The sequence below is a fragment of the Clostridium sp. 1001283B150225_161107_B6 genome, from assembly GCF_015556325.1.
In the GTDB taxonomy this organism is placed as follows: domain Bacteria; phylum Bacillota; class Clostridia; order Lachnospirales; family Lachnospiraceae; genus Enterocloster.
Genome location: NZ_JADNMD010000006.1, coordinates 24175 through 39356 on the forward strand (window position 1 = coordinate 24175; position 15182 = coordinate 39356).

Consider the following 15182-nt stretch of genomic DNA (forward strand, 5'->3'; position numbering starts at 1 on the left):
CTTAATCCACGGAAATAAACGCAGCTTCAGGAAGGTTGCCCTCTTCCTTTGCTTTTCTCCACGCTGCCAGAAATGCCTGAACGCCGGTATCCAAATCATACCATGCTTTCCAACCGAGATCCCGGGTCGTCTCATCACAAATCCATGGCCCCTGAATCCACTCTGACTCTATTCCGTTAACATGCTCATACCCCGGTCCAACCTCATATTCAAATGAAGGTTCATGCTTTTTAATACAGTCCAGCAGCTCCTTCATTGTACAGTTATAATCGCAGACATTATATACCGGTGTCTTACACACATTTTCCTTTGAAATCAGGATTGAATTGACAATCGCCTCAGTCAGGCTATCCAGGTGCAAAAATGCATACGGTGTATCAAGCCCTTCTTCCCGGACATACTTGGTCCCTGTTACAGCAGCATACATAGCCTCCGTGAACACCTCAAATGGAGTGCGCACTTCTCCTATAATATGCGGAATACGGAGTGTGATGCAGCTCATATTGTAACAGTAATTATAAACCCCGGCCAGCATCTCGCAGGCAGTCTTAGTCACCCCGTAAACAGTACGCGGTTTTGTATGAACATCCTGGGTCACAGGAACGTCAATTCCAACACTCCCAGCGCCGCAATCAGAACTGAACATGATTACCCGCTCCGCCCCGGTCAGGCGTGCGGCCTCAAGAATGACCATCGTATCCATGAAATTGACCTTTGCGGTCTCCAGCGGAACACTGAATCCTACATATGGACTTGACTGTGCCGCCAAATGTAAAACCGCTTCTACCTTATTCTCTTTCATGACTGTTATAAGCCTGGACATATCATCTAATTCACCATGTACAGTCTTATACTGCGGATTTTTAGACGGCGTAGCTTTGCTGCGGGTATAATTGATAATTGTGTGTCCCTGTTTCAAAAGTTCATTCACTACCACCCCGCCGATATAGCTTCGGCAGCCATCACATAATATAACCATATTATCTACCTCCAAGTTTTAATTTTAAAAATAATCCAGTTTAAAAGACAGCCACTTTCATTTGGGAACAGTACCTACCGTTTGTCCAGTTGTTCCGAACTATATGGCTCAAAAGCAGACTGCTTCAGTTCGTCATCTATTTCAACAGCAGAAAGTCCCACTCGGATGCCTGCTACCTTTAAAACATAGAACAAAACCATATAAATGAGTGCCGAAAGAAGGATTGACCAAATCGAAACCGGTACGAATGATGGAATCCACACATAACCGATTACCAAACCGGCAATACTTGCCACAAACGCGCACCAATTCCATTTTGGCATCTTTTTCCCCATAACAACCGGATTATAATAATACCGGTCCTTATTTAGATAGTAATCTACAATCAATGGTCCAATAAACGGAGGCAGAAGCGTACCTGAGATATTCAGTACCGGACCTGCAAAGCGGGAAAAACCAGCGGCTCCCATAAACCCCGCAAGAGCGCCACAGATAAGTCCTATTGATTTAATACTGCCTTTGGCTGCTGAAGCAACCGGAATCTGAATAAGATAAATATTCCCATTGATGGTTGTCCACAATGCCAACAAGAATGCTATGGTACAGAAAGCCCCAAATATTACATTAATCTTTCTGGCAAAATTTACAAATATGTAAGTATCAACCGTAATCACAGAGAATGCTCCCAACAGTGCAAGAAGCAGCTGGAATACGAAAAATGCCAGGATACAGAAGCCAAACATAGAAACCTTATTTTTACAATAACGTGTATAGTTTCCGTTGGTACAACAGCCAATGGTCCAGCTTCCTATCACGGTGTTTATCAGATACATTTCTGTAGGCGCGTTCTCAACCTTTCTGTTGTTAATATATGTATTAAAGCCCTCCAAGCCCCCAATCTCCCGTAAGGAGAGCACAAAACATACTGCAACCGAAATAATAAGAAAGCCAATTGCTATGTTGGCAGCCGTCTCAAGTCCCTTGATACCCTTAATGAGAGAGACGATAACCAACAGGCCGCAGATTAAACATACTATCACAAACTGAGGTGAACCCATAGGAAACAGGACTTCACCGAATGTTGAACACTGGAATCCGGAATGGAAAATAATCAGCACAACCATAATGACTGCAGGAACAATGTAACCGTTCTCCCCAAACACATACCGCATAAAAATGGTTGTATTACAGCCTGTTTTATAAGCAGGAACAGCCACTAAGAAGGAAATGAAGACCAAAGCGGCATACCCGACTAAAATATCCCTCCAAAAGACAGTACTACTGGCGGCATCCAACAAGGAACCACCCACAATGAATGCTGTAATCGTATAAGCAAAGGCAATCGCAAAAGCCCATAAGGAAAACGTGGAACGCCGTTGATTTGGCATGACTCGGGTGTAAACAGCATCTGCACTGCTGGCTGCTTCCTCTGGTGACATGAACCACCATTTTTTTACTCTCTCTATCATTTTACCCTCCTAATATACCATGGTATCACCGCTGTTCGGGCAAAGCGTCTGTCCGATAAAGCCGGTACATTCATCTGATGCAAGGAAAACAAAGCATGGGGTCACCTCTTCCGGGGTAACCATTCTCCCCAACGGAAGGGTGGATTCCAACCATCTTACATATTCCTGACTTACGGTTTTACTCTGTCCTACCGTCACTGCACCCGGCGCAACCGTATTAATCAAAATCTTTGTATCCATTCCCTGCTTACTAAATTCACGTGCCAGGGAACGGGTCATTCCAAGAACACCAGCCTTGGCCGCCGAATACACAGACATCGTGTCTGCCCCCTTCTGTGCCAGCTGAGATGCATTGTTTATGATACGGGGATATTTTGACTTTAACAGGTAGGGAAGGGCTTCCTTGATTGCAACAAAATCGCCAAACAAATCCACATCCAGCATGAGCTTAATCCGTTCATATTCCATATCAATTATACGTCCTTCAAGATTTAATCCTGCATTATTAACCAGAATATCAATTCCTCCAAAACGGTCAGCCGTTTCTTTCATCATTGCACGTATCTGTTCCGGATTCCTGACATCAGCCTGATAGCAGAATATCTCTCCTCCGTCCCCCTTGATTTCTTCTGCAATGGCCTCTGCTAAAGCCGTACTGCTGTCTGAAACATAGTTAAGACAGATTTTCGCACCTTCTTTTGCATATGCTTTTACAATATATTCTCCAATTCCCTGTGAACCGCCAGTTATGACGGCTATACGGCCCTCAAGTTTTCCCATAAATCTTCTCCTTTGTTATGTAAAAATAGTTCTCCATTCGTTGCAAGGTCACATAATTGTATGAACAAAATAAACAATCAGTGCAAATATACTCATTCCTGCACTTGCAATGGTGGCTTCCTTTTTTCGTTCAGCAGCAGCCAACGTTCTCCACAGAAGTACAACAAACGTCAGCCCCACAATTAAAATAATCCAATTCCCCATAACCCCTCCTGCTTACTCACATATTTCCGGCGCAATACAGTCATTCTTAGCTGTCTCTTTTTTCTGCACGCCCATTGAATAATTAATCAAAGTACATGCAATATACACAACTGCCGTACTCAGGAAGCCATTAATGGCCGGAATGCCAAAATCAAACATATAATTTGCCGCAATACCAATAATTACCGCAGGAACCCAGCACCAGTTAAACTTATGATGCATTAGTTCTGCATCATTCGGATCCATATGATATACATCATAATGGCCGGTCCAATGGAATTTTGTTTTGTTAAAAACAAAGAAATCCACAAGTGAAACACATCCTATCACAGGCATGACAGCAGCAACCGTATTCATGATTGGCGTATAAATCCTGCTTAAATCCAGAGTGCTTACTATCATGCTGAAGCAGGCTATGAATATCACCATATAACGTGCCGGAAATTCTTTCCCGGTAAGTATCTTTATGGTCTGCGGTACGGATTGCTGTGTGATATAGCCTACCCATTCGTTGGATGTCCAGTTCTGGACAAAGAACATGAATGAACCAATCCCGAGCATCCCCAATGCTACAAGCATATCACCGATATCAGACATTCCTGTGGCAGCACCGAACAGGCATCCGCCCCCAATGCATAGTGTGTATCCTGTCACAAACCCAAAGGCAATCGCAATAAATGCATCCCTTTTTCTGCGGCAATATCTGAGGTAATCAGCCGCTCTGGACGACCCTGCCGCCCAAGTACCAATTACAAGATTTACACCCGCAGCAAACGTCATTACCGGAATCGTGGTAACCTCAACAATGCCCAGCAATCCGCCTGGAGTAATCATATGAACACGAAAAACACCATAAAGAGTCGTGACAAGTAAAAGTGGGAAAGCTAACTTATTCAGAATAACCATTGCCTTCAATCCAACAAAACTATTGGTTACGAATAAAATAGAGATAATCATGCACCAGACAACCGGATCGACTGTGGGTATGAGTATTCCCAGAACCCTGCCAAGCGCCATGACAATTACCCCATATATGGGTATATCCGCAATATAACAAGCCGGCAATGCAACTCCCTTACTTCCAAAAGCAAACCGGCAGTTCAAGGTCGTATTGCAGTGTGTATATGCACCGATATAGCCGCTCATGGAAGTGAATATTCCAAGAAATACGGCTCCCCATAAAATACACCGCATTCCGCTTACAAAACCACCTGTCTGAACTCCAAGATTGCACCCTGCAATATAAAGCTGTGAAACCATGGCTGCTCCAAACCAAAGGAAAACCATGTCAATTGTCTTCCGACGGCCCTCGGGAGGTACACGCTGAAAATCATATTCCTTTGTCCCCGTCATCTTTTCAGTCTGTTCCATCTTAAGCTCTCCTTCCCCGCCCAACTGCAGCCATTATATTAACGCAGCTTTTGCAGTGAACCGGTTGTTGTATAATCCCAGTCCTTTTTGTCCAGTTCATTCACGCAGCGAACGACGCTGTCCACAAGAGCTTCTACCATCATACGGCCCTTTTCCGCAGTTCCTTTTGTGGCATCACCTGTCATTGGAATGTTACTCAGCTCTGCAAAATCCCATTTCATATCCAACCCGGACGGAAGGTTATCTGGAACAACACATCCTGCCAGTTCCGGCTCACAGTATTCCGGGAACAGATAAAGTCCCATGGAAGTTTCCTTTTCCCCTGCATGTCCAAGGCCATCCCACACCTCCCATGTATCCATGGGCAGAAGCTTATCCACTGACATCCACCATCCGTCCATGGAAGCAATGCGGGCATCCGGATATTTTTCTTTAATCTTGCGCGATGCCACGTCCATGGCTGATATATTGCCATCGTGACTGTTTATCATAATGATTTTATTGATTCCCTGACGAAGGCAGGACTCTAATATATCATAAATGGCTGCAATCGTCGTGTCATATGAGAACGTCAGGCTAAATGGAAATGAATCATAATGTCCGCTGTACCCATAAGTTAACGGCGGAAGCACAAGAAGTCCGTCCAATTTATCCGCAATCCTTTTGGCGAGAAGATATGATGTCAGCATGTCCGTTCCCTCCGTCATATGCTCTCCGTGTGCCTCTGATGACCCAAGGGGCAGAATCACCTTGTCAAATTTCCCCTCTCTGATTTGATGTGCAGTCATTTTCCATAATTCGTTCATTTTAAATCTCCTTTCTACTTTTTGATGAGTAATATATGTTTTATAACTCCACCTGCCTTTTTAAATAAAGCGGGTTAACTAATCTACCGAACCTCCATCTGCAGGTCAAGTGCCTTTTCAAGGGCAAAGCCCAGACGGAACAGTTCTTTTTCTTCCAGTGAATCCGAAGTAATCATGACGCCTATGGGAAGGCCCTGTCTGTCTCTTGCGCATGGCAGCGACATGGCGGGAAGGCCGGCAAAGCTCGCCTGCCAGGTGAACTCGGAATATGCCGCATAAACAGGAATTGCCTTCCCATCGGCCATGATTTCCTGCTCGCCAATGTCGCAGGCCGTACCTGTCAATGTAGGCGTCAAGAAAACATCGGCCACCGAGAATACGTCATTGAATAACTGACGCAGTTCATTGCGGCGGGCATATGCCTGGTTACGTTCTAAGGCAGAAATATCTCCAGCCAGCAGACGATTTAATGCCTGCTTTGGAAGTTTATCCGGCTGTCTTAAGGCTTCCTGATGAAGGAAAAATCCATCGCTTGACAAAATAGCCTGATGGGCCGCCCTATACCCGGCCAGTCCCTCCCTTGTCGGCATCATGCCATTAGCCGAAACATCTATGATTTTAACTCCAAGAGATTTTAATACTTCCATCACATGAAGTACAGCGGTGCGGACTTCCTCCTGCAGAGGTTCCTCCATAATCCAGGCCATGGGGACCGCTACCGTCATATTCGAAACATCGCGTTCTAAATATATGGAATAATCTTCCTTTTCCACCTTCAGACTGTACTCATCTTTTGGATCGTAACCGATTATCCCATTTAAGGCCGCTGCAGAATCCCTAACACTTGCTGTCAGGGGTCCTATGCAGTCGCAGGACAGCCCCAGACCGGATAACCCAAATTTGCTTACTCTGCCAAATGTAGGTTTCATGCCTGTGAGCCCGCAATGTGCCGATGGTATGCGGACCGAGCCTCCGCTGTCATGGCCTAATGCAAAATCGCACAGACCGGCTGCCACTGCAGCAGCCGACCCCGATGAGGACCCGCCTGTGACCTTAGTTGTGTTATGGGGATTACGGGCACATCCACTCCAGGAGACATCTCCCGTGCTGCCCATACCTAAGGCATGGGTATTGGTCTTTCCGAGAATCACTGCTCCCTGTTCCCTCAGACGCCTGGCAACGGTGGAATCGCAATCCGGACATAGCGGATGCCCATAATAATATTCACATTCCATGGTGACAGGCGCATCCTTTGTCCAGATTAAATCCTTCAGTCCAACCGTAATCCCCTGTAAAGGACTTTTAATTACCCCTTCCATATAATCCTTCTCAGCCTGCCTTGCCTCTTCCATGGCAGTTTCTTCGTTTAGGTAGACAAAGGCATGGAGCCTGGGATTTTCCGCTTCAATGCGGCGGAATGCTTCCTTCGCATGCTCAACGGGCGATAATTTTTTCTCACGGAAAAGATTTGATAATTCCTGTATGCTATATCGTTTCATAAATCGTTTCTCCTGCTTTTTACATTAACATCTCAAATCGCTGGGCGCACAGACATTTCAATTAATATAGTTTCGTATATTTCAGGTCTTCCGGAATACCTATCATATTGTACGCATCCTTCACCCGGTCCATTTTCTGTTTATAAAGCTCATCAAACAGGTTATTCCCCTGGCAGTCAATGTCCACCACAAAGGGCCCTAAATGAGAAAGATTAAACAGCCAGGTGGCTTCTATGGAGCCAAGCTCATCATAGTAGTGGACTCCATCTACTTCAATCTGGTCAATCCAGGTATTGGTACTGACACTCTGGGGGGTTATATGTACACATTTCAGCTTTTTCATCATTTCCGTTGTATCTGCGCCCATCGTTGTCTTACCGAGAATCAGCTTCAGCTTCCATTCTTTTACGGTCCGCGGCCCCCACTTTTCAAACCGGATGCTTGAGGTGGGCATGAACGAAAGTACCTTCCATTTTCCGTCAATCTGCTTCATGATAGGGCCTGTATGGATTAACACATTATATTTCTCCGGGTCCACTGGCAACTCGTGTCCTTCTTCCAGTACGTATTTATGAAGCATGGAACGACAGGTATAAGCTGGCCCGCTCAGGTAGACTGTATCACCAATCCTCAAATTTTCAATATCCTTATCACATAATGGCAGATTCAAATCATATGTTGCCATCCCAATCACCTCCCACCAAACCAATCCGGCGCATCCAGGACATTAACCGTGGAATCGGCATCAATCCTGGTTGCCGCACGCCGGGCTATCATACAGTTACTTGCCATAGAAACAACAATACCATCCAGATGGGTAAATGCATATTCAACATTTACTGCGAATACGGATATATCCCCGCCGGTTCCCATGATTCCTACTCCCAGGGAATTTAACGCCTTAAACAGTTCCTCCTCAATCTGAGCAAACATAGGATCCGGATGATGGCTCCCGATGGGCCTGAGAACCGCCGCCTGCTTTGCCAGATTCGCGGATATATTGGCAGTACCTCCGATTCCGATTCCCAGTACTGAAGGCGGGCAGACAGCCCCTGTTTTCGTTCCATCAATGTACCAGTCAATAATGGTCTTTTCAATGGCCTTAACTCCATCAGCATACGCAATTACCTGATGGCGTGTTCCTCCGAAACACTCTGAACCTCCTCCCTTGGCGGAATACGCCACGGTAAAACTGTCGCCAGGAACAAATTTGTAAGTAAAATCCGGAATGTTCATGCCAATGTTATTTCCTGGATCTGCACCCGTGATTGGATGCTTCATGGTGGCCCGCAGATACCCATCCCTGGTGCACTCAGCAACCGCCTCACGTGCAGCCTCTTCCAAAGCCAGGATACCGCCTTCCAGTTCGCAGTCATTTCCAATTTTAAAGAAAAATAATGGCCAGCCCGTATCGGGACATGCCACACTGCACCTCCTGGCAGACAGCTCCAAACTTTGAAGGGTAGACTGAAAGCCCTTGCGGGATACGGGAGAGCTTTCATTTGCAATGGCATTTTCAAACGCCGCAATTACGTCCTTGGACATGGTTGTGGTTGCCTTCTTGATTGTATCATATAGAACTTGTTTATATACTGCTCTCTTAATCAAAACAACTCCTCCTCCTGTTTTTTATTTTATAATACTATAACTAGCAAATACCATGCCAATTTTTACCACCCAGGCAAATACATGCTTTCTTACATTAATACCAGCTACCCTTTACCCACACACCAATATCATCCCTCGCATGCGAATGCAAAAAACTGCATGCATGCAAAAAATTACCGGTATTTTATTGCCTATTTTTCTGTTTTTTCTGTACTTTCCCAAACGTTTTTGATAAAATATCCCCAGGAGGTAATAAATATGACCATACAAGAGTTAGTAGAGAATAGCCGGAATATTCTGGACAACCTGGCAATCGCTGTTTCTATATGTGATTTATCCGGTAATTTCGTCACGATGAACCGGGCCTATGAACAGTTATTTGGCATCCGCCGGGAGGACTTCATCGGCCGCCATGTAAGCTCCCGTAATACCTCTGATGAAAAGAGCTTTCATTTAATGGTTCTTAACACAAAGCAGGCGTACAGCGGAGCCAAGTTTCTCACAACGAAATCCCACAACCGCTACAGCATTTGGGCGGAAGCAAATCCATTATTTTATCAAGGTGAGATACTTGGAAGCATCGTAACCCTCATCGACTTTGAGCGCGCAAATAAAATGATAAATGCGATGTCAGAGACAAAACAAATCATCTCCGATTCCCTGGTTACCGATTCCAAATATTCATTTTCCAGCATCATTACAAACAGCGACATCATGAAAAACACAATTGAGACTGCCCAGGTGCTTGCGCGCACCCCCGTAACCGTTCTTTTAAGAGGGGAAAGCGGTACTGGAAAAGAAATGTTTGCCCATGCCATACATAATGCCAGCAAACGCAGGGGGAAACCATTTCTGCGTGTTAATTGCGCTTCCATCGCTGAATCCTTATTGGAAAGCATTCTTTTCGGCTATTCCGGAAATGCCTTTACCGGGGCGAAAAAAGGCGGTCAGGTAGGCTTGTTTGAAGCAGCCAGCCAGGGAACTCTTTTTCTTGATGAGATAGGTGATATCAGCTCCTCCCTGCAGGTTAAACTCCTGCGGGTCCTCCAGGAGCATGAAATTGTACGGGTAGGTGATGTGAAACCGATTCCTGTTGATGTACGTATCGTTTCAGCAACAAACGTGAATTTAGAGGAAAAAATTGCCCAGGGTGCATTCCGCGAGGATTTATATTATCGGCTCAGCATCTTCCCAATCTATATTCCGCCTCTCAGGGAACGGTCCGGTGATATACGTATCCTGGCTAAAATGTTCGCAGAAAGGGCGGCTCATGAATATTCCAAGGACGTCCTTGAGATTGACGATAGTTATATGAAACAACTGGAAAACCATTCCTGGCCAGGCAACATCAGGGAGCTTGAAAATGTAATCGTGCGGAGTGTTTTAATCTGCCAGTCAAACAGGCTCACTGCACAGGATTTCCTGTTAGGCACTGCCTCCTTTAAGGCACCTGCTCCCATCCCTGTCCCCAGCAAACCCATTGAAAGCTATGAAGCGCAGTTTTCCGCATGGGAAGCCGATATCTGCCGGACAGCCTTTGAGGCCAGCGGGCATAATAAAACAAGGGCTGCAAAAGCTTTAGACATTTCTGTCCGCTCCTTTTTCAACAAGGCCCGTAAATATAATATTGATTAATCCTTTTATACGTTATGATTCCATCCCGGTTTTGTCCTTTTGGACATACCGGGATTTTTATTGGCATGAAACTTGCTGTTAATAGATGTGGGATTATAAGTTGTAAAGATTTTATAAAGGAGGTTTTTACGTGAGAGAAATATCTGTAACCAATATCCAATCGGAAGTATGCCGGCTTTTTCTGGAAGCAAATTATAATATTTCAGAAGATATTTACTCTGCTGTAGCTGCTGCGCGGGAACAGGAAGAGTCTCCCGTGGGCAAGACAATTCTTGGACAGCTCCAAGAAAACTATGATATTGCAAAGAAAGAGCGCATGGCGCTATGCCAGGACACCGGTATGGGACTTGTATTTGCAGAGGTCGGACAAGATGTACATATTACAGGAGGAGACTTTGAAGCAGCCGTCAACGCCGGTATGGTCACTGCTTACGAAACCGGTTATCTCCGGAAATCGGTTGTCCGTGACCCGCTGTTTGACCGGACCAATACCGGCGACAACAGTCCGGTTATCCTGCACACAAAAATCGTCCCAGGGGACCAATTGAAGCTTACTGCGGTTGCAAAAGGCTTTGGCAGCGAAAACATGAGTAAGATGAAAGTTTTTGTACCTGCGGATATGAGTGAAATCCCCAGCTTCATTGTAGAGACCATTGCCAATGCAGGCCCCAACTGCTGTCCTCCCTTCATCGTAGGAGTAGGTATCGGAGGAACCCTGGAAAAGGCCGCCATGATGGCTAAGGAGGCAACGACACGTCCGGTGGGCAGCCATAATGCCAATCCCCAGTACGCGGCCTTGGAAAACCAGCTTCTTGCATCCGCCAACAATGTGGGGATTGGTCCTGCCGGTCTGGGCGGACGGACCACGGTACTTGGCATCAATCTGGAATATTATCCTGGACACATCGCATCCATTCCCGTTGTTGTGAATTTGTGCTGCCATGTATCCAGGCACAGCACCAGCATTCTATAAAGGAGGACATTATAATGAGTACCTATCATATTACCCTGCCGATGGATAAAGAAACAGCGTCCAAGCTTCGGGCCGGCGATACGGTTCTGCTGGACGGACCCATCTATACCGGACGGGATGCAGCCCATCAGCGCATGATGGCAGCAATCGAGTCCGGGAATCCTCTTCCTTTCGATGTGAAAAACCAGCTCATCTACTACGTTGGACCAACTCCGGCAAGACCCGGGCATCCGGTGGGTTCCGCAGGACCCACAAGCAGCTACCGCATGGATGCCTATACCGGTCCGCTCTTAGACCGCGGCATGACCGGTATGATTGGAAAAGGCCGGCGGACACCAGGGCTAATTGAAAAAATGAAGGAAACAGGAGCCGTATACTTAGGGGTCACAGGAGGGGCAGCAGCGCTTGTGGCACAATCCATCAAACATTCACAGGTAATTGCTTATGAAGATTTAGGAACGGAAGCCATTCACTACTTTGAGGTCAAGGATTTTCCGGTAATCGTCATTATCGACAGTCTTGGCAATAATCTCTATGAGACGGGTCCTGCACAATACCGAAGATAGCCGTTCAGAATTCGTTATAATTTAATAGGAGGTAAATAGTATGATTTTAAAGCAGAAAGCCTGGGCAGGAACCGACGAAGGTTCCGATGTCACCGTCACGGCAGAGCCGCTGCAAAAAGGAATCGAACTTGAAATCGATTCCATTGTAGAAGCCTTTTTTGGTGAAGCCATAGAAAAAACCGTTTTAGAGATGTTAAAACGCTTTGATATAACTAACTGTAAAATTACACTGAAGGATTATGGTGCTCTGGACTGTACAATCCGGGCCCGCGTAGAAACTGCCCTGAACAGGGCCTGTAAGGAGGTAGAAGCATGATTCGTTCCATGTTATTTTTACCTGGAAACTCGCCAAAGATGTTGGAAAAGGGGCCTTTCCTCCGGGCAGATGCGCTAATTTTTGATTTGGAAGATGCTGTTGCCCCGGACCAGAAGGACGCCGCCCGTGACCTGCTTAAATATACGTTGGCCACAACCGATTTTGGCAAGGCAAAGAAGGTGGTCCGTATTAATTCCGTGGACAGCAATGATTTCTGGAAACTAGACCTCACGGCCATCGTCCCCACAAAACCATTTGCCATCCTGCTGCCTAAGGTTGAACGGTCTGAGGATATACAGATGGTATGCTCTTACCTGGAGCAGTTGGAACAATCACAGGGGCTGGCTCCCCAATCCATCCGGCTCATCATTCTGTTAGAGACTTGTCTCGGCATTGAACGGGCATATGAACTGGCCTCATCGAATCCCCGGATTTGGGGCATACAGTTGGGAGCGGAAGATTTAACAGCAGATATGCAGGCTACCCGAACCAACCGTGGAAATGAAATCCTGTATGCGCGCATGTGTGTACTCAATGCAGCCCGGGCGGCCGGAATCGAGGTATACGACAGTCCCTTCACGGACATGTCTGATACCGAAGGGTTTGAGTCTGATGTATCCCTTGCCAAGGATTTCGGCTTCAGCGGCAAGACGGCCATCAATCCCAGGCATGTGGCGTTCATCAACCGCCGTTTCCTGCCCGCCCGGGAAGAAATCCAATACGCTCATGAGGTATTAAATGCCATTGAAGAATCAAAAGCAGCAGGCCGCGGAGCCGTTGCCCTCAGAGGTAAAATGATTGACCGTCCCGTCGTCCTGCGGGCGGAAGGCGTCATTGCCGCTGAACAAGAATTTAAGGAGGAAATCGATAATGGATAAGCAAATATCTTCTATAAAAGATGTCATACAGGAATGTAACCTGCGCGATGGCATGACAATTTCCTTTCATCACCATCTGCGGAATGGCGACTATATTTTAAATACGGTCATGGATTACATATCCCAGGCCGGCATAAAAAATCTGAAGCTTGAAGCCAGCGCAATCTTTGATGTGCATGAACCCTTAATCCGCCATATTCAGGATGGCGTAATTACAGAAATTGAAACCAGCTATATAAGCAAGGCCGTTGGGACTGCTATTTCCCACGGAATATTAGATAAGCCTGTCACGTTCCACAGCCATGGCGGACGGGCGGCCACAATCATGACAGGAAAGACACATATTGATGTTGCATTTATCGCAGCACCCACTTCCGACCCAATGGGCAACTGTACCGGCCGGATAGGGCCCTCTGCCTGCGGCCCCCTGTCATACCCTGTGCCGGATGCGCTATGCGCCGACAAAGTAGTTGTCATAACGGATAACCTGGTCCCCTATCCGCTGGCCAATCCTTCCATCAAGGAGACACATGTAGATTACGTGGTGGCGGCGGAACACATAGGAGACCCTCAGGGAATTGCTTCCGGCACAACTCAGATTACCCGGGATCCCGTAGGGCTTCTCATAGCAGAATATGCCTCCAGGGTAATCAAATATTCCGGTCTCCTAAAGGACGGATTTTCCTTCCAGACCGGAGCCGGAGGAACCTCCCTTGCAGTGGCAAAATATGTGAAGGAACTTATGCTGAAGCATGATATAAAAGGCAGCTTCGCCCTTGGCGGTATTACGGCCTATATGGTGGAAATGTTAAAGGCAGGATGTTTCCAGCGGCTCATGGATGTACAGAGCTTTGATTTGACTGCCGCGCGTTCCCTACTGGAGAATCCTGACCATCAGGAAATTGATGCATCACAGTATGCAAGCCCCGCAGTAAAAAGCGCCCTTGTTGACAGTCTCGATGCCGTCATTTTAGGGGCCACACAAGTGGACACGTATTTCAACGTCAATGTGCACACCACCTCTGGCGGGTTGGTCATGGGCGGCGCTGGCGGACACAGCGACTGTGCAGCCGGTTCAAAACTTTCTATTATTTTAACCCCGACCGTCCGAAGAAGACTTCCAATGGTTGTAGACAGGGTCACTTGTATCTCCACGCCCGGAAGTACGGTTGATGTCATTGTTACCCAGCATGGTATTGCCGTAAACCCCAGAAATAAAGACCTGCAGCTCCGTCTTCAGAATTCCGGCCTTCCTGTTACTGATATAGAGACATTAAAAAACACGGCCGAAAAGATAACCGGCATACCCTCGCCCCTGAAGCACGGCAAAAAAGCAGTCGCTAATATCATGTACCGGGATGGCTCGCTTCTGGACCAGGTATATTGTATTGATACGGACAAATAAAAAGGAGGAATGGATTGTTGAAGGTACTAGCTTTTAATGGCAGCCCCCGTAAGAACGCAAATACCGCAACACTGCTTAAGAAGGCATTAGAAGGGGCCATACAGGGCGGCGCAGACAAGGCTGACATGATTCATCTGTATGACTATAATTTCACCGGATGCCGCAGTTGTTTTGCATGTAAAAAAATCGGCGGAAGCAGCTATGGACATTGTGCTGCACAAGATGAGCTGACGCCCATTATTGAGGAAGCACGCGATGCAGACGTACTTATTTTTGGTTCACCTATTTATTTTGGGAATCTAAGCGGCGAGATGCGCTGTTTCCTGGAACGGCTGCTTTTTGCAGAATTCTCATATGATGAGAACTATACCAGTCTTTGGCCCAAAAAGGTTCAGAGCGGTATGATTTACACCCTTAACCGCCCTAGCAACAAGCAATACACCGAGGCCATGGATTATAGTGTGGAGTTCTTCATCCGCAAGGTTCTGGGCAATGTCACATCCATGTACAGCCTGGATACCTACCAGTTTACGGACTATAGCAAATACTATTGTCCCATGTTTGATGAACCCCACAAACGTGAGGTCCACGAAACCGTGTTTTTGCAGGACTGCCAACACGCCTTCCAGATTGGAACTGCCTTGGTAAAAAAGGCATTTGATGAGAAATAACAAAACCACCCTATATAACCAG

At 46.5% G+C, this 15182-nt stretch carries 16 protein-coding genes; 7 read left to right on the plus strand and 9 right to left on the minus strand.

Annotation, left to right across the window (positions count from 1 at the left end):
• Position 1: 1 nt before the first annotated feature.
• The 9 genes from I2H39_RS15075 to I2H39_RS15115 form a co-directional block, all read right to left on the minus strand.
• Positions 2–979 (minus strand): NAD(P)-dependent oxidoreductase, encoded by a 978-nt coding sequence (locus I2H39_RS15075; protein ID WP_195626871.1) that lies wholly within the window; start codon positions 977–979, stop codon positions 2–4.
• Positions 980–1053: 74 nt separating this feature from the next.
• Positions 1054–2448: a hypothetical protein gene (locus I2H39_RS15080; protein ID WP_195626872.1), complete on the minus strand. Its 1395-nt coding sequence runs from the start codon at positions 2446–2448 to the stop codon at positions 1054–1056.
• 9 nt (positions 2449–2457) lie between these two features.
• Positions 2458–3228, minus strand: a complete 771-nt coding sequence (locus I2H39_RS15085) for an SDR family oxidoreductase (RefSeq protein WP_195626873.1) — start codon at positions 3226–3228, stop codon at positions 2458–2460.
• 48 nt (positions 3229–3276) lie between these two features.
• Positions 3277–3432 (minus strand): hypothetical protein, encoded by a 156-nt coding sequence (locus I2H39_RS15090; RefSeq protein ID WP_195626874.1) that lies wholly within the window; start codon positions 3430–3432, stop codon positions 3277–3279.
• Between the two features lie 12 nt (positions 3433–3444).
• Positions 3445–4803, minus strand: coding sequence for a cytosine permease (locus tag I2H39_RS15095; RefSeq protein ID WP_195626875.1), 1359 nt, complete (start codon positions 4801–4803; stop codon positions 3445–3447).
• Positions 4804–4841: 38 nt separating this feature from the next.
• Entirely contained in the window at positions 4842–5609 is a 768-nt protein-coding gene (locus I2H39_RS15100) for a creatininase family protein (protein ID WP_207746828.1), read from the minus strand.
• 83 nt (positions 5610–5692) lie between these two features.
• Entirely contained in the window at positions 5693–7108 is a 1416-nt protein-coding gene (locus I2H39_RS15105; RefSeq protein WP_195626876.1) for an amidase, read from the minus strand.
• Positions 7109–7169: 61 nt separating this feature from the next.
• Positions 7170–7793: a fumarate hydratase C-terminal domain-containing protein gene (locus I2H39_RS15110; protein WP_195626877.1), complete on the minus strand. Its 624-nt coding sequence runs from the start codon at positions 7791–7793 to the stop codon at positions 7170–7172.
• Positions 7794–7798: 5 nt separating this feature from the next.
• On the minus strand, positions 7799–8716 hold the full coding sequence (locus I2H39_RS15115; RefSeq protein ID WP_195626878.1) for a fumarate hydratase: 918 nt from the start codon (positions 8714–8716) through the stop codon (positions 7799–7801).
• 258 nt (positions 8717–8974) lie between these two features.
• Here I2H39_RS15115 and I2H39_RS15120 point away from each other — a divergent pair, with 258 nt between their 5' ends.
• From I2H39_RS15120 to I2H39_RS15150, 7 genes are all read left to right on the plus strand, one after another.
• Positions 8975–10351, plus strand: coding sequence for a sigma 54-interacting transcriptional regulator (locus tag I2H39_RS15120; protein ID WP_195626879.1), 1377 nt, complete (start codon positions 8975–8977; stop codon positions 10349–10351).
• A gap of 130 nt (positions 10352–10481) precedes the next feature.
• Positions 10482–11324 (plus strand): fumarate hydratase, encoded by an 843-nt coding sequence (locus I2H39_RS15125; RefSeq protein WP_195626880.1) that lies wholly within the window; start codon positions 10482–10484, stop codon positions 11322–11324.
• Between the two features lie 14 nt (positions 11325–11338).
• Positions 11339–11890 (plus strand): Fe-S-containing hydro-lyase, encoded by a 552-nt coding sequence (locus I2H39_RS15130; RefSeq protein ID WP_195626881.1) that lies wholly within the window; start codon positions 11339–11341, stop codon positions 11888–11890.
• Between the two features lie 40 nt (positions 11891–11930).
• The gene (gene citD, locus I2H39_RS15135) at positions 11931–12206 is read left to right on the plus strand and encodes a citrate lyase acyl carrier protein (protein WP_195626882.1); all 276 of its coding nucleotides are present in this window, start codon (positions 11931–11933) and stop codon (positions 12204–12206) included.
• Positions 12203–13084 (plus strand): aldolase/citrate lyase family protein, encoded by an 882-nt coding sequence (locus tag I2H39_RS15140; protein ID WP_195626883.1) that lies wholly within the window; start codon positions 12203–12205, stop codon positions 13082–13084. The genes citD and I2H39_RS15140 overlap by 4 nt, the downstream gene beginning before the upstream one ends.
• On the plus strand, positions 13077–14489 hold the full coding sequence (citF, locus tag I2H39_RS15145) for a citrate lyase subunit alpha (protein ID WP_195626884.1): 1413 nt from the start codon (positions 13077–13079) through the stop codon (positions 14487–14489). The genes I2H39_RS15140 and citF overlap by 8 nt, the downstream gene beginning before the upstream one ends.
• 17 nt (positions 14490–14506) lie before the next feature.
• Positions 14507–15160: a flavodoxin family protein gene (locus I2H39_RS15150; RefSeq protein ID WP_195626885.1), complete on the plus strand. Its 654-nt coding sequence runs from the start codon at positions 14507–14509 to the stop codon at positions 15158–15160.
• The last annotated feature ends 22 nt before the right edge of the window (positions 15161–15182 follow it).

Bases quoted from the DNA above. Each gene is read 5' to 3' on its own strand.
- I2H39_RS15075 (WP_195626871.1), bottom strand. From the start codon at position 979: ATGGTTATATTATGTGATGGCTGCCGAAGCTATATCGGCGGGGTGGTA.
- I2H39_RS15080 (WP_195626872.1), bottom strand. From the start codon at position 2,448: ATGATAGAGAGAGTAAAAAAATGGTGGTTCATGTCACCAGAGGAAGCA.
- I2H39_RS15085 (WP_195626873.1), bottom strand. From the start codon at position 3,228: ATGGGAAAACTTGAGGGCCGTATAGCCGTCATAACTGGCGGTTCACAG.
- I2H39_RS15090 (WP_195626874.1), bottom strand. From the start codon at position 3,432: ATGGGGAATTGGATTATTTTAATTGTGGGGCTGACGTTTGTTGTACTT.
- I2H39_RS15095 (WP_195626875.1), bottom strand. From the start codon at position 4,803: ATGGAACAGACTGAAAAGATGACGGGGACAAAGGAATATGATTTTCAG.
- I2H39_RS15100 (WP_207746828.1), bottom strand. From the start codon at position 5,609: ATGAACGAATTATGGAAAATGACTGCACATCAAATCAGAGAGGGGAAA.
- I2H39_RS15105 (WP_195626876.1), bottom strand. From the start codon at position 7,108: ATGAAACGATATAGCATACAGGAATTATCAAATCTTTTCCGTGAGAAA.
- I2H39_RS15110 (WP_195626877.1), bottom strand. From the start codon at position 7,793: ATGGCAACATATGATTTGAATCTGCCATTATGTGATAAGGATATTGAA.
- I2H39_RS15120 (WP_195626879.1), top strand. From the start codon at position 8,975: ATGACCATACAAGAGTTAGTAGAGAATAGCCGGAATATTCTGGACAAC.
- I2H39_RS15130 (WP_195626881.1), top strand. From the start codon at position 11,339: ATGAGTACCTATCATATTACCCTGCCGATGGATAAAGAAACAGCGTCC.
- citD (WP_195626882.1), top strand. From the start codon at position 11,931: ATGATTTTAAAGCAGAAAGCCTGGGCAGGAACCGACGAAGGTTCCGAT.
- I2H39_RS15140 (WP_195626883.1), top strand. From the start codon at position 12,203: ATGATTCGTTCCATGTTATTTTTACCTGGAAACTCGCCAAAGATGTTG.
- citF (WP_195626884.1), top strand. From the start codon at position 13,077: ATGGATAAGCAAATATCTTCTATAAAAGATGTCATACAGGAATGTAAC.